General features: G+C 68.2%; 18 protein-coding genes. 2 read left to right on the top strand and 16 right to left on the bottom strand.

The features are described from left to right. Positions 1 to 11 precede the first annotated feature (11 nt). On the top strand, positions 12 to 1,394 hold the full coding sequence (radA, locus tag ABFX56_RS09835) for a DNA repair protein RadA (protein ID WP_346233064.1): 1,383 nt from the start codon (positions 12 to 14) through the stop codon (positions 1,392 to 1,394). Here radA and ABFX56_RS09830 read toward each other — a convergent pair. The 4 genes from ABFX56_RS09830 to ABFX56_RS09815 all read right to left on the bottom strand — a co-directional run bounded on the left by ABFX56_RS09830 (position 1,391) and on the right by ABFX56_RS09815 (position 6,123). Further along, entirely contained in the window at positions 1,391 to 2,002 is a 612-nt protein-coding gene (locus tag ABFX56_RS09830) for a hypothetical protein (protein WP_346233063.1), read from the bottom strand. The genes radA and ABFX56_RS09830 overlap by 4 nt on opposite strands. Positions 2,003 to 2,074: 72 nt before the next feature. Continuing rightward, positions 2,075 to 2,584 carry an amino-acid N-acetyltransferase gene (locus ABFX56_RS09825; protein WP_346233062.1) on the bottom strand — a complete coding sequence of 170 codons (510 nt, stop codon included), beginning with the start codon at positions 2,582 to 2,584 and terminating at the stop codon, positions 2,075 to 2,077. 196 nt (positions 2,585 to 2,780) lie between these two features. After that, on the bottom strand, positions 2,781 to 5,273 hold the full coding sequence (locus ABFX56_RS09820; protein WP_346233061.1) for an ATP-dependent Clp protease ATP-binding subunit: 2,493 nt from the start codon (positions 5,271 to 5,273) through the stop codon (positions 2,781 to 2,783). A 232-nt stretch (positions 5,274 to 5,505) separates the two neighbouring features. Further along, a complete protein-coding gene (locus tag ABFX56_RS09815; RefSeq protein WP_346233060.1) occupies positions 5,506 to 6,123 on the bottom strand; it encodes a HutD/Ves family protein in 618 nt (205 codons plus the stop codon). 189 nt (positions 6,124 to 6,312) lie between these two features. Here ABFX56_RS09815 and ABFX56_RS09810 point away from each other — a divergent pair, with 189 nt between their 5' ends. Then, entirely contained in the window at positions 6,313 to 7,302 is a 990-nt protein-coding gene (locus tag ABFX56_RS09810; RefSeq protein ID WP_346233059.1) for a pirin family protein, read from the top strand. A 55-nt stretch (positions 7,303 to 7,357) separates the two neighbouring features. On the opposite strand, the gene ABFX56_RS09805 is transcribed toward ABFX56_RS09810, so the two are convergent. The 12 genes from ABFX56_RS09805 to folE form a co-directional block, all read right to left on the bottom strand. Continuing rightward, complete coding sequence (locus ABFX56_RS09805) at positions 7,358 to 7,528, bottom strand: hypothetical protein (RefSeq protein ID WP_346233058.1); 171 nt, start codon at positions 7,526 to 7,528, stop codon at positions 7,358 to 7,360. Positions 7,529 to 7,561: 33 nt separating this feature from the next. Continuing rightward, positions 7,562 to 7,687 carry a hypothetical protein gene (locus ABFX56_RS09800; RefSeq protein WP_346233057.1) on the bottom strand — a complete coding sequence of 42 codons (126 nt, stop codon included), beginning with the start codon at positions 7,685 to 7,687 and terminating at the stop codon, positions 7,562 to 7,564. Positions 7,688 to 7,694: 7 nt separating this feature from the next. Then, positions 7,695 to 9,212 (bottom strand): lysine--tRNA ligase, encoded by a 1,518-nt coding sequence (lysS, locus tag ABFX56_RS09795; protein WP_346233056.1) that lies wholly within the window; start codon positions 9,210 to 9,212, stop codon positions 7,695 to 7,697. A gap of 191 nt (positions 9,213 to 9,403) precedes the next feature. Beyond that, positions 9,404 to 10,315 (bottom strand): pantoate--beta-alanine ligase, encoded by a 912-nt coding sequence (gene panC / locus ABFX56_RS09790; RefSeq protein WP_346233055.1) that lies wholly within the window; start codon positions 10,313 to 10,315, stop codon positions 9,404 to 9,406. Continuing rightward, positions 10,312 to 11,043 carry a Rossmann-like and DUF2520 domain-containing protein gene (locus tag ABFX56_RS09785; protein WP_346233054.1) on the bottom strand — a complete coding sequence of 244 codons (732 nt, stop codon included), beginning with the start codon at positions 11,041 to 11,043 and terminating at the stop codon, positions 10,312 to 10,314. The genes panC and ABFX56_RS09785 overlap by 4 nt, the downstream gene beginning before the upstream one ends. Then, a complete protein-coding gene (locus ABFX56_RS09780; RefSeq protein WP_346233053.1) occupies positions 11,040 to 12,617 on the bottom strand; it encodes a PH domain-containing protein in 1,578 nt (525 codons plus the stop codon). Before ABFX56_RS09780 ends, ABFX56_RS09785 begins: the two co-directional genes overlap by 4 nt. Further along, positions 12,614 to 13,096, bottom strand: coding sequence for a PH domain-containing protein (locus tag ABFX56_RS09775; RefSeq protein WP_346233052.1), 483 nt, complete (start codon positions 13,094 to 13,096; stop codon positions 12,614 to 12,616). Before ABFX56_RS09775 ends, ABFX56_RS09780 begins: the two co-directional genes overlap by 4 nt. Before the next feature lie 23 nt (positions 13,097 to 13,119). After that, positions 13,120 to 13,608 carry a DUF3180 domain-containing protein gene (locus ABFX56_RS09770; RefSeq protein ID WP_346233051.1) on the bottom strand — a complete coding sequence of 163 codons (489 nt, stop codon included), beginning with the start codon at positions 13,606 to 13,608 and terminating at the stop codon, positions 13,120 to 13,122. Then, the gene (folK, locus tag ABFX56_RS09765) at positions 13,605 to 14,141 is read right to left on the bottom strand and encodes a 2-amino-4-hydroxy-6-hydroxymethyldihydropteridine diphosphokinase (protein WP_346233050.1); all 537 of its coding nucleotides are present in this window, start codon (positions 14,139 to 14,141) and stop codon (positions 13,605 to 13,607) included. Before folK ends, ABFX56_RS09770 begins: the two co-directional genes overlap by 4 nt. Further along, on the bottom strand, positions 14,138 to 14,521 hold the full coding sequence (gene folB, locus ABFX56_RS09760; protein ID WP_346233049.1) for a dihydroneopterin aldolase: 384 nt from the start codon (positions 14,519 to 14,521) through the stop codon (positions 14,138 to 14,140). Before folB ends, folK begins: the two co-directional genes overlap by 4 nt. Further along, complete coding sequence (gene folP / locus ABFX56_RS09755) at positions 14,518 to 15,417, bottom strand: dihydropteroate synthase (protein WP_346233048.1); 900 nt, start codon at positions 15,415 to 15,417, stop codon at positions 14,518 to 14,520. Before folP ends, folB begins: the two co-directional genes overlap by 4 nt. Positions 15,418 to 15,469: 52 nt before the next feature. Then, positions 15,470 to 16,099: a GTP cyclohydrolase I FolE gene (gene folE / locus ABFX56_RS09750; protein ID WP_346233189.1), complete on the bottom strand. Its 630-nt coding sequence runs from the start codon at positions 16,097 to 16,099 to the stop codon at positions 15,470 to 15,472.

Raw genomic sequence — 16,099 nt, 5'->3', positions numbered from 1 at the left:
AGGCTGGCCCCATGGCCCGTTCCACCAGCAATTACCGATGCACCGAATGCGGATGGACGACACCCAAATGGGCCGGCCGCTGCGGCGAATGCCAGAGCTGGGGCACGGTGCTGGATGCACTCGACCAGGCCGCGCCGAGCCCGCACGTCACCGCCAGCCGGGTGAGCGATGCCCGGGCGGCGCGTCCCATCACCGAGATCAGCGCGGAGAGTGTCGCGCACTGGCCTAGCGGCATCCAGGAGTTCGACCGCGTGCTCGGCGGCGGCATCGTGCCAGGCGCCACCATCCTGCTCAGCGGTGAGCCGGGGGTCGGCAAGTCGACGCTGCTGCTGGAGGTGGCCTCCCGCGCCGCGGAGAGCGGGATGCGGGTGCTCTACGTGAGCGCGGAGGAATCAGTCAACCAGGTGCGACTGCGCGCGGAACGCACGAACGCGCTGCACCCGAGCCTGTTCCTCGCCGCGGAGACCGATCTGGCCACCATCCTGGGCCAGATCGACCAAACCCAACCACACCTGGTCATCGTGGACTCGGTGCAGACCGTGTCCTCGTCGCTGACCGACGGGCTGGCCGGCGGGCCCGCGCAGGTGAGGGAGGTGGCGGCGACGCTCATCCGAGTCTCCAAGGACCGCAACCTGCCGATCCTGCTCGTCGGCCACGTGACCAAGGACGGCTCGATCGCCGGCCCCCGCCTGCTCGAGCACCTGGTGGACGTGGTCTGCCACTTCGAGGGCGACCGGCAGACCAACCTGCGGTTCATCCGTGCCCAGAAGAACCGCTTCGGCCCCACGGATGAGGTGGGCTGCTTCGAGATGACCGGAGACGGCATCATCGAGGTGGAAGACCCGAGCGGGCTGTTTCTCAGCCATGGCCGAGGACCGGTGAGCGGCACCTGTGTCACGGTCGCGGTCGAGGGGCGGCGCGCGCTGCCTGTCGAAGTGCAGGCGCTCGTCGCCAAGTCCTCCCAGTCGCAACCGCGCCGGGTCGTGAACGGGGTCGACTCCTCCCGGGTGGCGATGCTGCTCGCGGTGATGGAGCGGCGGCTGAAGCTGGAATTCTCCAGCTGCGACGTGTATGTGTCGACGGTCGGCGGCATCCGGCTCACCGAACCCGGCGCGGACCTCGCGATCGCGCTGGCCCTGGCCAGCGCACTGACCGACACCGCGCTCAGTCACACCCTCGCAGTGGTGGGGGAGGTCAGCCTGGCTGGGGAGATCCGGCCCGTCTCGAACGCCAAGCAACGCCTGGCTGAGGCTCGCCGGCTGGGCTACACCACGGTGCTGGATGCGAGAATCGGCCGGTTGGGCGATGCGGTGCGTGCCGCGTTCGCGGCGGTGCCGTCCCGCCTGGTCGGTGTCGTGGAGGAGTACCTCCCCGACCTGGAACGCGGCGCCTAGTTCAGGATGAACTGCACCGTTCCGGCGGACTTCAGTTCGCCGAGCAGCACGCTGAGATGGTAGCTGGCGCCGCCGGCTTTGACCTTGTTGCGCTCCGCGTCACAGGTGCCGGCGGACGAGCGGGTGCGATCCCAGGGGATCGGCGCCGTGGATTGCGGCGTGTTCGGCTGCAGGATCACCGGCACGTCCACCGGGTCTTTCTGGCAGTCCTTCGACGACCAGATCAGTTCGCTGCCGCTGGTGATCCGCAGTTGCTGCAGCGTCGACCCGGCGTTCATGGTGCAGGCGACGGTGGACGTGTTGGTGATCTTCATGCTGATCAGCGGGTTTTCACCCGCGTTGTAGACGCCCTTGTCGGTCACCGGCTCCAGCTTGATGCTGGCCGGCACGCAGGGGTCGCCTTCTTTCTGGGCGGCGGCGGCCGACTTCGTCGGCGAGGGGCTTACGCTCGCTCCGGGGTCCTTCACCGCCGCGTCGCCGCTGCCCGGGCGGGTGATGATCATCACGATGATGACGATCACGGCGAGCACGCCGAGGCCCACCATCAATCGCCGCCGCCAGTAAACGCCGCTGGGCTGGGGGCCGACGGGATTCCGAAACGTCGACATGCCATAAGAGTAGGTGCGAAGCAGCACGATCCGGCGCCGATTCGGCGGCGTGTGCGGCGGCGGATGCTGCAGCTACAGCAGCTTGAGCATCCGTGTGTTGCCGAGCGTGTTCGGCTTCACCCGGGCCAGGTCGAGGAACTCCGCGACGCCCTCGTCGGGCGATCGCAGCATCTCGGAGTAGACATCCGGCTCAACGCTCTTCTCCCCCATGGGGAAGAATCCGTGCCGCTGAAAGAACTCGGTCTCGAAGGTGAGGCAGAACAGCCTGCTCAGCCCGAGCTCGGTGGCGTCGGATTCGAGCGTGGTGAGCAGTTTGTGGCCGACGCCCTTGCGCAGCCACTGCGGCACTACCGCCAGCGTGCGCACCTCGGCCAGGTCCTCCCACATCACGTGGAGGGCGCCGCAGCCGATCGTGTTGCCGGACGCGTCGACCGCGACCCGGAACTCCTGAATCGCCTCGTAGAACACGACCGCGTCTTTACCGAGCAGGATGCGCCGCTGGACGAGCGGCTCCACCAGCTGCCGAATCGGCCCGACATCGCTCGTGCGCGCGGGACGCACGGTAAAACCGCTCTCTGTCATCCAGTCCCATCTCAAGGAGAATCTGCTTCCGCGACTGGGAAGTAGGCGATTCCAGCTTACTGACTGCAAAATCTCCGTGAAACGGGTTCACCACGACCGGGCGGGGTGCGCCGAGCGCCGGTGCACGGAAGCCGGCACGGGGTGAACCGTGCCGGCTTCCGGATGCCACCGGAGCGTGCCCGGGATGTGCTGTCGACTAGTTGCCGGTCTCGACGGCCGCGAGCGCGTCGATCTCCTCCCGGCCGGGCTGCCGGCTGGTGGTGAACACGAATTCGCCGTCCTTGAAGTCGACGTGCACGTGGTCGCCGGCCACCAGCTCTCCCTGCAGGATGCGCTCGCTGAGTCGGTCCTCCACCTCGCGCTGGATGGCACGGCGCAGCGGCCGGGCTCCCAGCGTCGGGTCGAAACCAACCTTGACCAGCTGCTCCTTGGCGGGCACGGTGAGGTCCACGGTCATGTCGCGGTCCAGCATCCGGTTTCCCAGACGCTTGATGAACAGATCCACGATTTGCAGCAACTCTTCCTGACTGAGCTGGGGGAACACGATCGTCTCGTCAACCCGGTTCAGGAACTCCGGCTTGAAGTGCTTCTTGAGCTCTTCGACCACCTTGCCGCGCATCCGGTCGTAGCCTGTGGCGGTGTCACCCTCGATCTGGAAGCCCACCGGGCCGCCGGTGATGTCCTTGGTACCGAGGTTGGTGGTCATGATGATCACGGTGTTCTTGAAGTCGACGACGCGACCCTGGCCATCGGTCAATCGGCCTTCCTCCAGAATCTGGAGCAGCGAGTTGAAGATATCCGGGTGCGCCTTCTCGATCTCGTCGAACAGCAGCACGGAGAACGGCTTGCGACGCACCTTCTCGGTAAGCTGGCCGCCCTCTTCGAAGCCGACGAATCCGGGAGGGGCGCCGAACAGGCGGGAAACGGTGTGCTTCTCGCCGTACTCGCTCATGTCCAGGGCGATCAGGGCATCCTCGTCATCGAACAGGAACTCCGCCAGCGCCTTGGCCAGCTCGGTCTTGCCGACGCCGGTGGGGCCGGCGAAGATGAACGAACCGGAGGGCCGCTTCGGGTCCTTCAGGCCGGCGCGGGTGCGGCGGATGGTCTTGGACAGCGCCTGGATGGCCTCCTCCTGACCGATCACGCGCATGTGCAGCGCCTTCTCCATGAAGACGAGACGGCTGGTCTCCTCCTCGGTGAGCTTGAAGACCGGGATGCCGGTGGCCGCGGCGAGCACTTCGGCGATGATTCCCTCATCGACGACGCCCGTTGTCCCGGTCTCACCGCTGCGCCACTTCTTCTCCAGGCGCAAGCGCTCGCCGAGCAGGCCTTTCTCCTCGTCACGCAGGGAGGCGGCCTTCTCGAAGTCTTGGGCTTCGATCGCGGCTTCCTTTTTGCCGCGTACGGCAGCGATCTTGTCGTCGAATTCCCGCAGCTCCGGCGGGGCGGACAGGATCGAGAGGCGCAGGCGGGCGCCGGCCTCGTCGATCAGGTCGATGGCCTTGTCGGGCAGGAAGCGGTCGGACACGTAGCGGTCGGCGAGGTTCGCGGCCGCGACGATCGCGCCATCCGTGATCGAGACCTTGTGGAAGGACTCGTAGCGGTCGCGCAGACCCTTGAGGATGTTGATGGTGTGCGGCAGCGTGGGCTCGTGCACCTGCACCGGCTGGAAGCGGCGCTCAAGCGCGGCATCCTTCTCGAAGTGCTTGCGGTACTCGTCCAGGGTAGTCGCGCCGATGGTCTGCAACTCACCGCGGGCCAGCAACGGCTTGAGGATGCTGGCGGCGTCGATCGCGCCCTCGGCGGCACCCGCCCCGACCAGGGTGTGGATCTCGTCGATGAACGTGATGATGTCCCCGCGGGTGCGGATCTCCTTGGTCACCTTCTTCAGGCGCTCTTCGAAGTCACCGCGGTAGCGGCTGCCGGCGATCAGGGAGCCGAGGTCAAGCGTGTAGAGCTGTTTGTCCTTCAGAGTCTCGGGCACGTCGCCGCGCACGATCGCCTGGGCGAGGCCCTCAACGACGGCGGTCTTGCCGACGCCGGGCTCGCCGATCAGCACCGGGTTGTTCTTGGAGCGGCGGGAGAGGATCTGCATGACCCGCTCCATCTCTTTCTCGCGCCCGATCACCGGGTCGAGTTTGCCGTCACGGGCGGCTTGAGTGAGGTTACGGCCGAATTGGTCCAGAATTTGAGAGCCCGCCTGAGCGCCGCTCTGCTGCTGTTCGCCACCCACGGCGACCTGCTCCTTCCCCTGGTACCCGGAGAGCAGTTGGATGACCGTCTGACGGACCCGATTGAGGTCGGCTCCTAGCTTGACGAGCACCTGGGCGGCGACGCCCTCGCCCTCCCGAATGAGGCCGAGCAGGATGTGCTCGGTGCCGATGTAGTTGTGACCGAGTTGCAGCGCCTCGCGCAGCGACAACTCGAGCACCTTCTTAGCGCGCGGTGTGAACGGGATGTGCCCGGTCGGTTGCTGCTGGCCCTGACCGATGATGTCCTGCACCTGCTCGCGCACCGCATCCAGGGAGATGTCGAGCGACTCGAGAGACTTCGCGGCGACGCCTTCACCCTCGTGGATCAGCCCGAGCAGGATGTGCTCGGTGCCGATGTAGTTGTGGTTGAGCATCTTGGCCTCTTCTTGGGCCAAGACAACGACGCGACGTGCTCGGTCGGTGAATCTTTCAAACATCTCGTTAACTCCTCCGGCACCGGGCTGGTTCGATGCCGTTACAAAGAGAGTAACCAGCGCTGCCCCGGAATAGTGCCCCTGTTCGCCCTGGGCGTGACCCAGTTCTGGGGGCGCATCTGCCTGACAAAACCTCGTCCGGCGTGGGTGCGTTCGGGCCACCGCGCGCACGGCGGATGCGTCGGACACGCGCCCGCAACCCCCCGGCTGGGTTCGCGCTGCATCTGCAGGACGGTCAATGGGAGATGCTAAGCAGGTACGCGACCGGCGCTCCGGATGCCGCGCCCGCCGCATCCGCGACGGATCGGCTCAGCGTGAGCCGGGCGAGCGGGCCGGCCCGTAGGTCCAGCTTGGCGGTGTCCAGCCGTGGCAGGGCGAGCGGTTGCCGATCGTTGATGCGCAGCTCAAGGCCGTCCACCAGCGCGACCACGAACCAGGACAGCCCCGCGAGGTCGTGGGTGCCGGCCGGAATGCCGGACATCCGACCCATGATTCGGGCCGGGTTCACCATGAGGTTGAGGTCGAACACCGGGCCGTCCAGCGGACGCGCCGAGGCCGGCACGTCCCCGGGGAAGACCGCCGGCGCGTCACCGACGTGGATCGGCCGGGAGTTCCCGGCAATGGTCAGCTCGATTCCCGCGCCGGCCACCACGCCGAGGGTGCGCACTAGCCCCGGAAACCGGGAGAACGGCGCGTCTTCGGTGACCGTCGCCATGCTGATGCGCCAATCGGGCGCAGCGTCGGAACCGACGGACGTCGCAGAGGCGGCGATTTCGCGGGTCACGCCCTTGCCGTTCTGCCACGGGGTGACCCGGTACTGCGCGAACCGCAGGTGCCGCACTCCGTACTCCATGCCACCATCTTCCCACCGCGCCCAACACCTCCCCCCTCCCACCCACCAGTCCGTCCCACCAGCCGTCCCACCAGCCCGTCTCACGGAGTTTCTGTCGCCGAGCAGCCCGCTGCCCGGCATCCGGGGGCCCTGGATACAGAAACTCCTTGAGATGGGATGGAGACGGGAGGGGCGGGTTAGCATGCATCCATGAGCAACCTCGAGAAGGATCCACCGGAGTTGGTCTGCGCCGCATCGGCGACCGCAACCGGAGTCGTGGAAGCCCCAATACAACTGCTGGAACCGAGGATGGTACCGCTGGGCGGTCCGCGCGCGATGACGGTACGACGCACGCTGCCGCAGCGCTCGAGGTCGCTGATCGGCGCCTGGTGCTTCATCGACCACTACGGACCCGACGACGTGGCGGCGACCGGCGGGATGGTGGTGCCGCCACATCCGCACACCGGATTGCAGACGGTGAGCTGGCTGTTCGCCGGCGAGATCGAGCACCGCGACTCCTCGGGGGCCCACGCCACGGTGCGCCCCGGCGAGCTCAACCTGATGACGGCGGGAGGCGGCATCCAGCACTCGGAGGTGTCCACGCCCACTACGACTGTGCTGCACGGCGTTCAGTTGTGGACCGCGCTACCGGATGCCGCCCGGCATGGCGCACCATTCTTTGAACGCTTCATCCCACCCGTCTTCGAATTCCACGGCGCGAGTGTGAGCGTGTTCCTGGGCAGTCTGCTCGGACATGTCTCGACCGCCACAGCCTTCACCCCGATCGTCGGCGCGCAGTTCGACCTGCCGGCGGGCACCGCGCTTTCGATCCCGGTCGATTCCGGCTTCGAGCACGGCATTCTCGTGGACACCGGGGAGGTCGACGTCGACGGTGTACTCATCCCGGGCGGGCACCTGGGCTACCGCGCACCCGGCTCCACCACCCTCTCGATCCGGTCCGGGGAGGGACCCGCACGCATCCTGCTGCTGGGCGGTGCGCCGTTCGGGGAGCAGATCGTGATGTGGTGGAACTTCATCGGCCGCACCCACGAGGAAGTCGTCGGCTACCGCACGCAATGGCAGACGGATGTCGTCGGCGGCGGCTCGGAAAACGGTCGCTTCAACACGGTGCGCGGCTACGACGGACGCCCGCTGCCAGCGCCAACCCTCCCGAACGTGCGGCTACGCCCGCGGGGCTGACCGAACCGGCAGTTCATGCGCCAACCAGCCGCACGCGACATTGCCCGAGCAGAGGCTAGGGCTTGGGGCCAGCTAGCTTCGCGCGCTCCTCGGCCTCGATCTGCGCGTACACCTTGCGCTCGGTGCGGTCGGCATGCAGGATCGTGCGCAGCACGAGCCAGAAAATGAGCCCGATGAGGATGGTCGGCGTCACCGACCACGCCGCATTCACCCAGAAATTCTCCACCGACTCAGGATACGCGGCGAACCTGATCGCTGGCTAACCCTTGGTGAAGATCCCGATCAGACCGCTCACGATCAGGTAGAGACCGATTCCACCCACCACGATCCAGACCACGATCCGGCCGGTGGCGATCTTCTTACGGTTATCGTCCGGGTCGCTCATCGCTGCCTCACTTCACCAGCGGGAACAGGATGGTCTCACGGATACCGAGGCCGGTCAGCGCCATCAGCAACCGGTCGATGCCCATGCCCATGCCACCGCACGGCGGCATCCCGTACTCCAGTGCCCGCAGGAACTCCTCGTCCAGTCGCATCGCCTCGGTGTCGCCCTTGGCTCCGAGCTTGGCCTGCTCGACGAACCGCTCGCGCTGCACGACCGGGTCGACCAGCTCGGAGTACCCGGTGGCCAGTTCGAACCCGCGGATGTACAGGTCCCACTTCTCTACCAGACCGGGGATACTGCGGTGCGCCCGCACCAGCGGGGACGTGTCGACCGGGAAGTCGGCGACGAACGTCGGCCGCACCAGCGACGGCTTCACGAAGTGCTCCCACAGCTCCTCGACGAGTTTGCCGTGGGTGGGCAGGTGCACTTCGAGGCCCAAGCCGTCGGCGATCTTCTGCAGTTCCTCCGCAGGCGTTTGCGCCGTGATCGAGATGCCGGATGCCTCGCTGAGCGACTCGTACATCGACATCCAGTCCCAGTCCCCGCCCAGGTCGTACTCGGTACCGTCGGCCCAGGTGACCCGGTGCGACCCCGATACCGCCAGGGCCGCGTTCTGCACCATCTCGCGGGTGAGGTCAGCCATCTGGTGGTAGTCGCCGTAGGCCTGGTAGGCCTCGAGCATCGCGAACTCTGGCGAGTGGGTGGAGTCGGCGCCCTCGTTACGGAAGTTGCGGTTGATCTCGAACACCCGCTCGATCCCGCCGACCACCGCGCGCTTGAGGAACAGCTCCGGCGCGATCCGCAGGTACAGGTCGGTGTCGAACGCGTTGCTGTGGGTGACGAACGGGCGGGCGGATGCGCCGCCGTGCATCGTCTGCAGCATCGGCGTTTCTACCTCGAGGTAGCCGTGCGCGGTGAATGTCGTGCGCAGCGAGGACACCGTCGCGGCCCTGGCGCGCACCGTGCTGCGGGCGGCCTCCCGGGCGATGAGGTCCAGGTAGCGTTGCCGCACCCTGGTTTCCTCGCTGAGCTCGGTGTGCAGGTTGGGCAGCGGTCGCAGCGCTTTGGCGGCGATCTGCCACTGCGTCACCATGACCGACAGTTCGCCGCGGCGGCTGGTGACGACCTCGCCGGAGACGAACAGGTGGTCGCCGAGGTCGACGAGTTCCTTCCAGAGCGCCAGGGACTCCTCTCCGACGACCGCGAGCGACACCATGGCCTGGATGCGGGATCCGTCGCCGGACTGCAGTGACGCGAAGCACAGCTTGCCGGTGTTGCGCAGGTGCACGATCCGCCCGGCAAGGCCCACGGTCACCCCGGTCGTCGCGTCGATTCCCAGGTCGCCGAAGCGTTCGCGCACCGCCGGGATCGTGTCGGTGATCGGCAGTGACACCGGATAGGCGCCGACGCCAGACTCGATCAGGCGCTCGCGCTTGGCCAGGCGCACCGCCGTCTGCTCGCTGAGCTCCTCGTCCGAGGGTTCGGCAACTGCGGCCCCTTGGCGGGCCTGCGCGGGGTCGGTCATCGCTCTCCTGACTGGTTGCAGCCAGTTTACCGGGGGTCCCGGCCCGGCATTCCGGGCACCCCTTCCGGCGAGCGATGCGGTTCCGGACGAGATCGGCTGCCGCGGCGGGGGATCTCGTCCGAAAAGGTATCGCTCGCCACCCGTCGGGCGGCGTCCTCGCGCGGGGCTACTCGGGTGGGGCTGGCGGTTGGTCAGGCCGGAGCGCCGAGGCTGACGAGGCGGTTGTCGATCAATCGGGTGGTGCCAACGTAGGCGGCAAGGACCGCGAGCGCCGGCCCGTGGCGGTCGCCGGCCACGGGTAAGAACGTGGCCGGGTCCACCATGGCGAAGTAGTCCAGCCGCACGGACGGTTCGGCGTCGAGCACCGCCTGTGCCGCAGCGAGGGCCGCCGCCACTCCACAACCGGCGGATGCCGCGGCAGCGGCCAACGAGGCCGAGAGCGCCATCGCTGCCTGCTTCTGCTGCCCGGACAGGTACCGGTTGCGGCTGGACAGCGCCAGCCCGCCGTCCTCGCGCACGATGGGCACCACCTCCACCCAGACCGGCACGTTGAGGTCGGCCACCATGCGCTTCACCAGGAACACCTGCTGCGCATCCTTCTGGCCGAACAGTACGACGTCGGGCTGCACGATGTTGAGCAGCTTGCTCACTACGGTGAGCACTCCGTCGAAGTGGCCGGGCCGGGTGGCGCCCTCGAAGAGGGTCGCGACGTGCCCGGCGGTCACCCGGGTACCCCCGCCTTGGGACGGATGCGGCCCGGCCGGATGCGGCCCGGTCTGATACAGCTCGGGCGGATACAACTCGGCGACCGCCGGTGCGAACACGGCAGCCACGGGCAGCGGCGCCAGCGTGGCCAGGTCGGCCTCCAGCATCCGCGGGTATCGGTCCAGGTCCTCGCCGGGCCCGAACTGCAGCGGGTTGACGAAAATGGACACGATCGTGTGGTCGGCCACCTGGGCGGCCCGCTCCACGAGTGCGAGGTGTCCGGCGTGCAGAGCGCCCATCGTGGGCACCAACGCGACGCGTGCTCCGTCGGCTCGCGCCTGGGCGATCCCGGCTCTCAGCTGCGCGATGGTGTCGACAACCTGCGGTGCAGCGGTCATTCGTCCTCCAGTTCGGCCAGATCGATGGTATCGGCCGGCGTGGTCGCGCTGGCGAGCGCGATCTCCACGGCGGAGCGCACCAGCGGCGCCAGGACCGCCCCGGGGGAGACGACTCCGATGCCTTCCAGCAGTCCGGCCGCCTGCACGACGATGGAGTGGGAGAAGGTCGTCGCCGTGGCGACCGCTTCCCCGTACGCTGCGCGATCGGCTTCCTCGATGAGCACCGGCTCGGCTCCCATCTCCACCGCCAACGCCATCCCGATCGGCTGCACGGGAGTCGGCGCCGTCACCGCGCAATACGCCTGCCGCAGCCTGCCCAGGTCGATGCTGGTGCCGGTGAACGACATGGCCGGATGCAACGCCAACGGGATGACGCCCGCTGCGCTCGCCGGTGCGAGCACGGACACGCCCAGCCCCGGAGCGGTGTGCAGCACGAGCTGGCCGGGCTGCCACACGCCGACCGCCGCAAGCCCGGCCACCAAGGCGGACAGCTCGCCATCCGGAACGGCGAGCACCACCAGTTCGGCGCGTCTGATCACATCCGGTATGTCGAGGATCGGCACACCAGGCAACATCGCTTCGGCTCTGTCGCGACTGGCCTGAGACACCGCCGAGATTCCCACGACGGCGTGTCCGGCTCCGGCCAGCGCCGCACCGAGTACGGGACCGACCCGACCGGCACCGATAATGCCGACGCCGAGCCGGCCGGCGGCGCGCGCAGCGCTCACGCCGACACCTCGCCCGAGCGCCAGCGGTGGGACGTGTCCCGCGCCGCGGAGACGATGGCGGCGCGCGCCGCGTCGGTGAAGAACTCCACGCCGACCACGGCATCAACCGCACCCAGCGTCGCCGCGATCGGTCCGGAGACCGTGTGCAGATGCACCGCGGCCAACCGCAGCATCCGCAACACCGGACCCTGCCGCAGTGAGACACTCTGCAGCCGAGCCTGAGGAACGATCACCAGTTGCCGCCAGATGCCGCCCCTGCGCAGCAGCAGGCAACCGCGGGCCATCGCGAACCCGTTGCGTCGCCAGGCGAACGGCCGCAGCCACACGGCACGCTGAGGGGAATTCACGAACCCGTCGTCGCCACCCGGCGAGGTCAGGCCGGCCCTCAGCAACGGTGTCATCTCGGGTGCGCCCGTCACAGCCGACGCGCCCGCCGGGCTTTCACCGGCGCTGCTGTGCCGACCGAGGCTGGGGGCCGCTCCTGCGAGGTCGGGCAGCAGCAACTCGAGCACGCGGATGACTTCACTGCGGTTACCGACGGGGAGGATGGTCGCATTGGACTGGCCCGCAGCGCCCTTGGTGTTCGAGTGGCTTGCGCGGTTGACGCTCACCTCCCACCAACCCATCGGCCGCCAGAGCAGCGGCTGGCTCACCCGCACCGAGTGGATACGCCCCGGCGGCAGGGTCTCGCTGGTGGTCGAGAGCAGGCCGAAGCCCACGCGCACCCCGTCGCCAGTGGCGGCGATGGTGTACCCCAGTGTCTTGGTGAACCGGCGGACGTAGAAACTGCCGAACCCGATTGCGCCGGGCAGCACAAGAAACAGGCCGTACAGTTGGCCAGAGCTGACCACCCAGACCGTGATGCCGATGCCGGCGAGCACAAGAAAGACCGTTGAACCGTGCAGCACGAGCGAGCCGAACAGCCTGCCCAGATGGATGGTGACGATCGACTCCGCCGGGGTGGACCCCAGCTCCGGATCGGGTCCGAAGAACTCCTCCACCCGGCGGTCCAGCGTCGACTGCCCGGGCGGACCCGGCGTAAGCACGCCGGGCGCCGTGACGCGGGCACCGGAGGCCAGCCGCAGGATCTCCCGACGCACGCCATCCGCCGCCCTCGAACCGAGGTAGGACAGCTGCACGTTCGCATCCTGGCCGGCCTGACTGATCTCCACCTTCGCGGCTCCGAACAGCCTGGCGAAGAACGGCCGCACGATGTTGATGCCTTGGATGCGATCGAGCCTCGCCTTGCGGTTGGTGCGGAACAGGATGCCGCTGCGTACCTCGACCGCCTCCTCGGTGATCCGGAACGAATGCATCCGCCAGGAGGCGTAGAAACCCGCGATAAGAACGACGAGCACCGCCGCGACGACCAGCAGCGCCACCCCGAGAAAACCGTTGTCGATGATGTAGTCGACCGGGTCGCCCTGTGCCGGCAGGCCGGGCACGAACATGTCGAACAACCGCTCACGTAGGTTGGCGAGCAGCACGCCCAGGATCGCGACGAGCGCCAACCCGCCCTTCAGCAGTGGAGACGCGGGATGCAGCCGGTGCCACTGGCCGTCCGCCAGGTTCACAGCCCCGCCCGCCGACTCTCCGCAAGGGCGACGAGCCGGTCGCGCAACGCGTCGGCCTCGGCGGCCTCCAGCCCGGGGATCGTGACGCCGGTCGAGGCGGCGGCGGTGACGAAGCGCAGCTCGCTCAAGCCCAGGAATCGATCGACCGGTCCTCGGTTGATGTCGACCAGCTGCATCCGCCCGTACGGCACGGCCACGAATCGGAGGAACATGATGCCGCGTCGGAACAGCAGGTCGTCGTCGCGCAACTGGTAGCCGATCGACCGCACCCGCCGCGGAACGAGCACGAGCGTGATCACCCCGATGGCAGCGACGGCGATGCTGACCGCGAGCGCGAACGGCAGCTTGAGCAGGTGCAGCGGGATGGTAAGCGCGAGGAAGACCACGGCACCGAAGAACGTGCCGAGCAGTTCGGCCCACATCAGCTTGGGGGAAACTCGCCGCCACGTGGTTTGCGGCAATTCGAGTCTGGTGCTCATGGCGTTCTCTCCCACTGCGCCGCTCACGACTTCAGCGGCGCCGGCTCGTTGCCCGGCCCGGATTCGTCGTCGCCTTTCACCGGCGGAATGGTGCACATGTGCTCGGCGACCAGTCCGGCGGTGAGCAGGATACCGGCCCCCACGGCCGTGCCGATGGCCATGCCGATCGATCCGGCGGTCGGGGTCACGGAGCGCGTGGTGAGGTAGATGATGACTCCGCCGCCGGCGCCGAACAGAAACGCCCCGCTGATCGAGGATGCTTTGGCGAGCATGGCCACCCTCGTGGCGTAGAACGGGTCGATCGGGGCCTTGCGGGTGCCTTTCACCTTGCGGCGGATGGGCAGCGCGAGCAGCACGATGATCACTCCGATCGCCACCAACGCTGCGGGCAACGTGAACGGCGGAATGAGAATCGGCCGTCCCGCTGCGGCGAGCGCGCTTTCCAGGAATGCGGCGCCGACCGCTCCCGCCGCGAACAGCAGGATGATCGTCGAGACCTTGGTGCGGCTCATGCGCGGGACTCCGGCAACAGGGGCGCGCCGTCGACCGGCCACACCGTGTCGGTGGCCCGGGCCAGCAGGTCGGTCACCAGGCCGCGTCCGGCGATCCTGGCATGCGGGTCGACCTGCGCCCACGGTGCGAGCACGAACGAGCGCTCCCAGGCCCGCGGATGCGGCAGGATCAGGTCCGCACTGTCGCGGCGCAGGCCGGCGAAGTCGATCAGGTCGAGATCCAGGGTGCGGTCCCCCCAGCGTTCCAGGCGCACCCTGCCATGCGCGTTCTCGATGTCCTGCAGTTTGCCCAGCAGTTCCTCCGGGGACAGCGCGCTGGTCACGAGGACCACGGCGTTGAGATAGCCGGGCGCGCTCTCGTCGACACCGTCGAGTTTCAGGGCGGACGAGCCGACCAGACCGGATGCGGCGATCACCCGCACACCGTCGATCGCGTCGATGTCGCGCACGGCGGAACGGAGCGTGCCCTCGCGGTCGCCCTGGTTGCTGCCGAGGGCGATCACGGCGGGCAGCACCACCCGCATCCGCGTCATGGCCGGCCCCGTGTCGGTAGCCGGCTTCTGGTGATGGTCACGGCGACATCGTCGAACGGAACGGTGATCGGCGCGTGCGGCTTGTGGACGGTCACCTGCACCGCGGAGGCCGCCGGGTGTCCGAGCACAACCGCGGCAACCCGCTCGGCAAGGGTTTCGATCAGGTCAACCGGGTCGCGTTCCACGGCGGCGACGATTTGTTCCGAGACCACGCCGTAGTGCACGGTCGCCTCCAGGTCGTCGCCGGCGGCCGCCGCCGCGAAGTCGACGAAGATGGTGACGTCGAGCACGAACTCCTGACCGTTGGCCCGTTCGTCGTCGAACACACCGTGGTGGCCGAACGCGCGGAGGCCGGTGAGCGTGATTCGGTCGCCGTTCATTCGCGTAGCCCTGTGGCCGCGCCCTCGCTCCACGCGTCCCACACATCCAGCGCCGCCTTGGTCCCGGCGACGTCGTGCACCCGCACTCCCCAGACGCCCGCCTCGGCGGCCAGGGCACTGATCACGGCGGTGGGCCGGTCCCGATCGGCGGCCGAGGCACCTTCCGGCAGCAGCGGGCCGAGAAAGCTCTTGCGCGACGCGCCCACCAGGATCGGGTAGCCGAGCGTCTCGAATTCGCGGAGGTGGCCGAGCACCTCCCAGTTCTGTCGAGCGTTCTTGGCGAAGCCGATTCCGGGGTCCAGCACGAGCTGACCCTGCTGCACCCCGTGATTGCGGAGGTCGTCGACGCGGGCGCGCAGTTCATCGCGTACGTCGCGCACCACATTGGCGTACACCGCGTTGGCCTGCATGGTGGCGCTCGGCCCGCGCCAATGCATGGCGACGTATCGCACGCCGCTCTCGCCGATGACGGTCGCCATACCAGGATCGGCCAGCCCACCCGACACGTCGTTGACGAGCACCACACCGGCATCCACGGCAACCTGCGCCGTCGCTGAGTTCATGGTGTCAATGCTCACCGGTATCCCACGATTGATCAACTCCCGCACGATGGGCATGGCGCGGCGCTGCTCCTCGGCCACATCCAGCCGAGGTGCGCCCGGTCTGGTGGACTCGCCACCGACGTCGATGATGTCCGCGCCAGCTGAAATCATCTCGCTGGCGTGCTGCAGGGCGACCTCGTGGTCGGCGTAACGACCGCCGTCGCTGAACGAATCAGGCGTGACGTTGAGGATCCCCATGATGATGGGAACCTGCGGTCGTGCATGATTGGCGCGGGAGCGCATCCGAGCCGCGTTGCGCACCCGTCGAAGCGGCTCCACCCAAGGGTCGGTCATCGCCCCGTTCCCCACTGCCTCGCCGCGTGCTCGTCGTTCGCCTTCACACCGCTCACTTCTGGGCACGCACCGAACGTGCTTCCCCGAGTAATGCTAGAACCCCGTTGCGCGCGTCGGGGTCGGACAGGCTACCGCGGCTGGCCATCGTCACCGTCGAGCTGTGCGATTGCCGCGTGCCGCGGGCGCTCACACAGGCGTGAATCGCGTCGAGGACGACTAGCACGCCGAGCGGGTCAAGACCCTCCTGCAGGGTATCGGCGACCTGCTCGGTGAGGTGTTCCTGCAGCTGAGGCCGCGCTGCCAGAGTGTCCACCACGCGCGCGAGCCGGCCAAGGCCGACCACCCGCTCGCGGGGAACGTAGGCGAGGTGGGCGACACCGCTGAACGGCAGGAGATGGTGCTCGCAGACGGAGCGGAACTCGATGTCGCGCATCAGCACGAGTTCTCCGAGGCGGCCGTCCACCGGCACGCCGTCGGTGAGGTGCGTCACCGGGTCGACCCGAAGGCCGCTGAAGAATTCGGCGTACGCATCGGCGACACGCTGCGGCGTGCTGGCGAGGCCGGCTCGCCCCGGGTCTTCGCCGATGGCAGCGAGGATTTCCACGACGGCGGCGGCGATACGCGCCCGGTCAACTCCGGGTGTGCCCGCAGTGGCCGCGCCGGGCGCGGGTGCACCCCTCAC

It is taken from the genome of Parafrigoribacterium mesophilum (genome assembly GCF_039652555.1).
Lineage (GTDB): Bacteria > Actinomycetota > Actinomycetes > Actinomycetales > Microbacteriaceae > Parafrigoribacterium > Parafrigoribacterium mesophilum.
The sequence above is the reverse complement of the archived record's forward strand: the minus strand, read 5'-3'. Positions and strand labels throughout refer to the sequence as shown.

Coding starts and splice junctions, on each gene's coding strand:
- folP (WP_346233048.1), bottom strand. CDS start 15,417: ATGACCGACCCTTGGGTGGAGCCGCTTCGACGGGTGCGCAACGCGGCT.
- ABFX56_RS09825 (WP_346233062.1), bottom strand. CDS start 2,584: ATGACAGAGAGCGGTTTTACCGTGCGTCCCGCGCGCACGAGCGATGTC.
- radA (WP_346233064.1), top strand. CDS start 12: ATGGCCCGTTCCACCAGCAATTACCGATGCACCGAATGCGGATGGACG.
- ABFX56_RS09800 (WP_346233057.1), bottom strand. CDS start 7,687: ATGAGCGACCCGGACGATAACCGTAAGAAGATCGCCACCGGCCGGATC.
- folK (WP_346233050.1), bottom strand. CDS start 14,141: ATGACGCGGATGCGGGTGGTGCTGCCCGCCGTGATCGCCCTCGGCAGC.
- ABFX56_RS09815 (WP_346233060.1), bottom strand. CDS start 6,123: ATGGAGTACGGAGTGCGGCACCTGCGGTTCGCGCAGTACCGGGTCACC.
- lysS (WP_346233056.1), bottom strand. CDS start 9,212: ATGACCGACCCCGCGCAGGCCCGCCAAGGGGCCGCAGTTGCCGAACCC.
- folB (WP_346233049.1), bottom strand. CDS start 14,521: ATGAACGGCGACCGAATCACGCTCACCGGCCTCCGCGCGTTCGGCCAC.
- panC (WP_346233055.1), bottom strand. CDS start 10,315: ATGACCGCTGCACCGCAGGTTGTCGACACCATCGCGCAGCTGAGAGCC.
- ABFX56_RS09830 (WP_346233063.1), bottom strand. CDS start 2,002: ATGTCGACGTTTCGGAATCCCGTCGGCCCCCAGCCCAGCGGCGTTTAC.
- ABFX56_RS09810 (WP_346233059.1), top strand. CDS start 6,313: ATGAGCAACCTCGAGAAGGATCCACCGGAGTTGGTCTGCGCCGCATCG.
- ABFX56_RS09775 (WP_346233052.1), bottom strand. CDS start 13,096: ATGAGCACCAGACTCGAATTGCCGCAAACCACGTGGCGGCGAGTTTCC.
- ABFX56_RS09770 (WP_346233051.1), bottom strand. CDS start 13,608: ATGAGCCGCACCAAGGTCTCGACGATCATCCTGCTGTTCGCGGCGGGA.
- ABFX56_RS09820 (WP_346233061.1), bottom strand. CDS start 5,273: ATGTTTGAAAGATTCACCGACCGAGCACGTCGCGTCGTTGTCTTGGCC.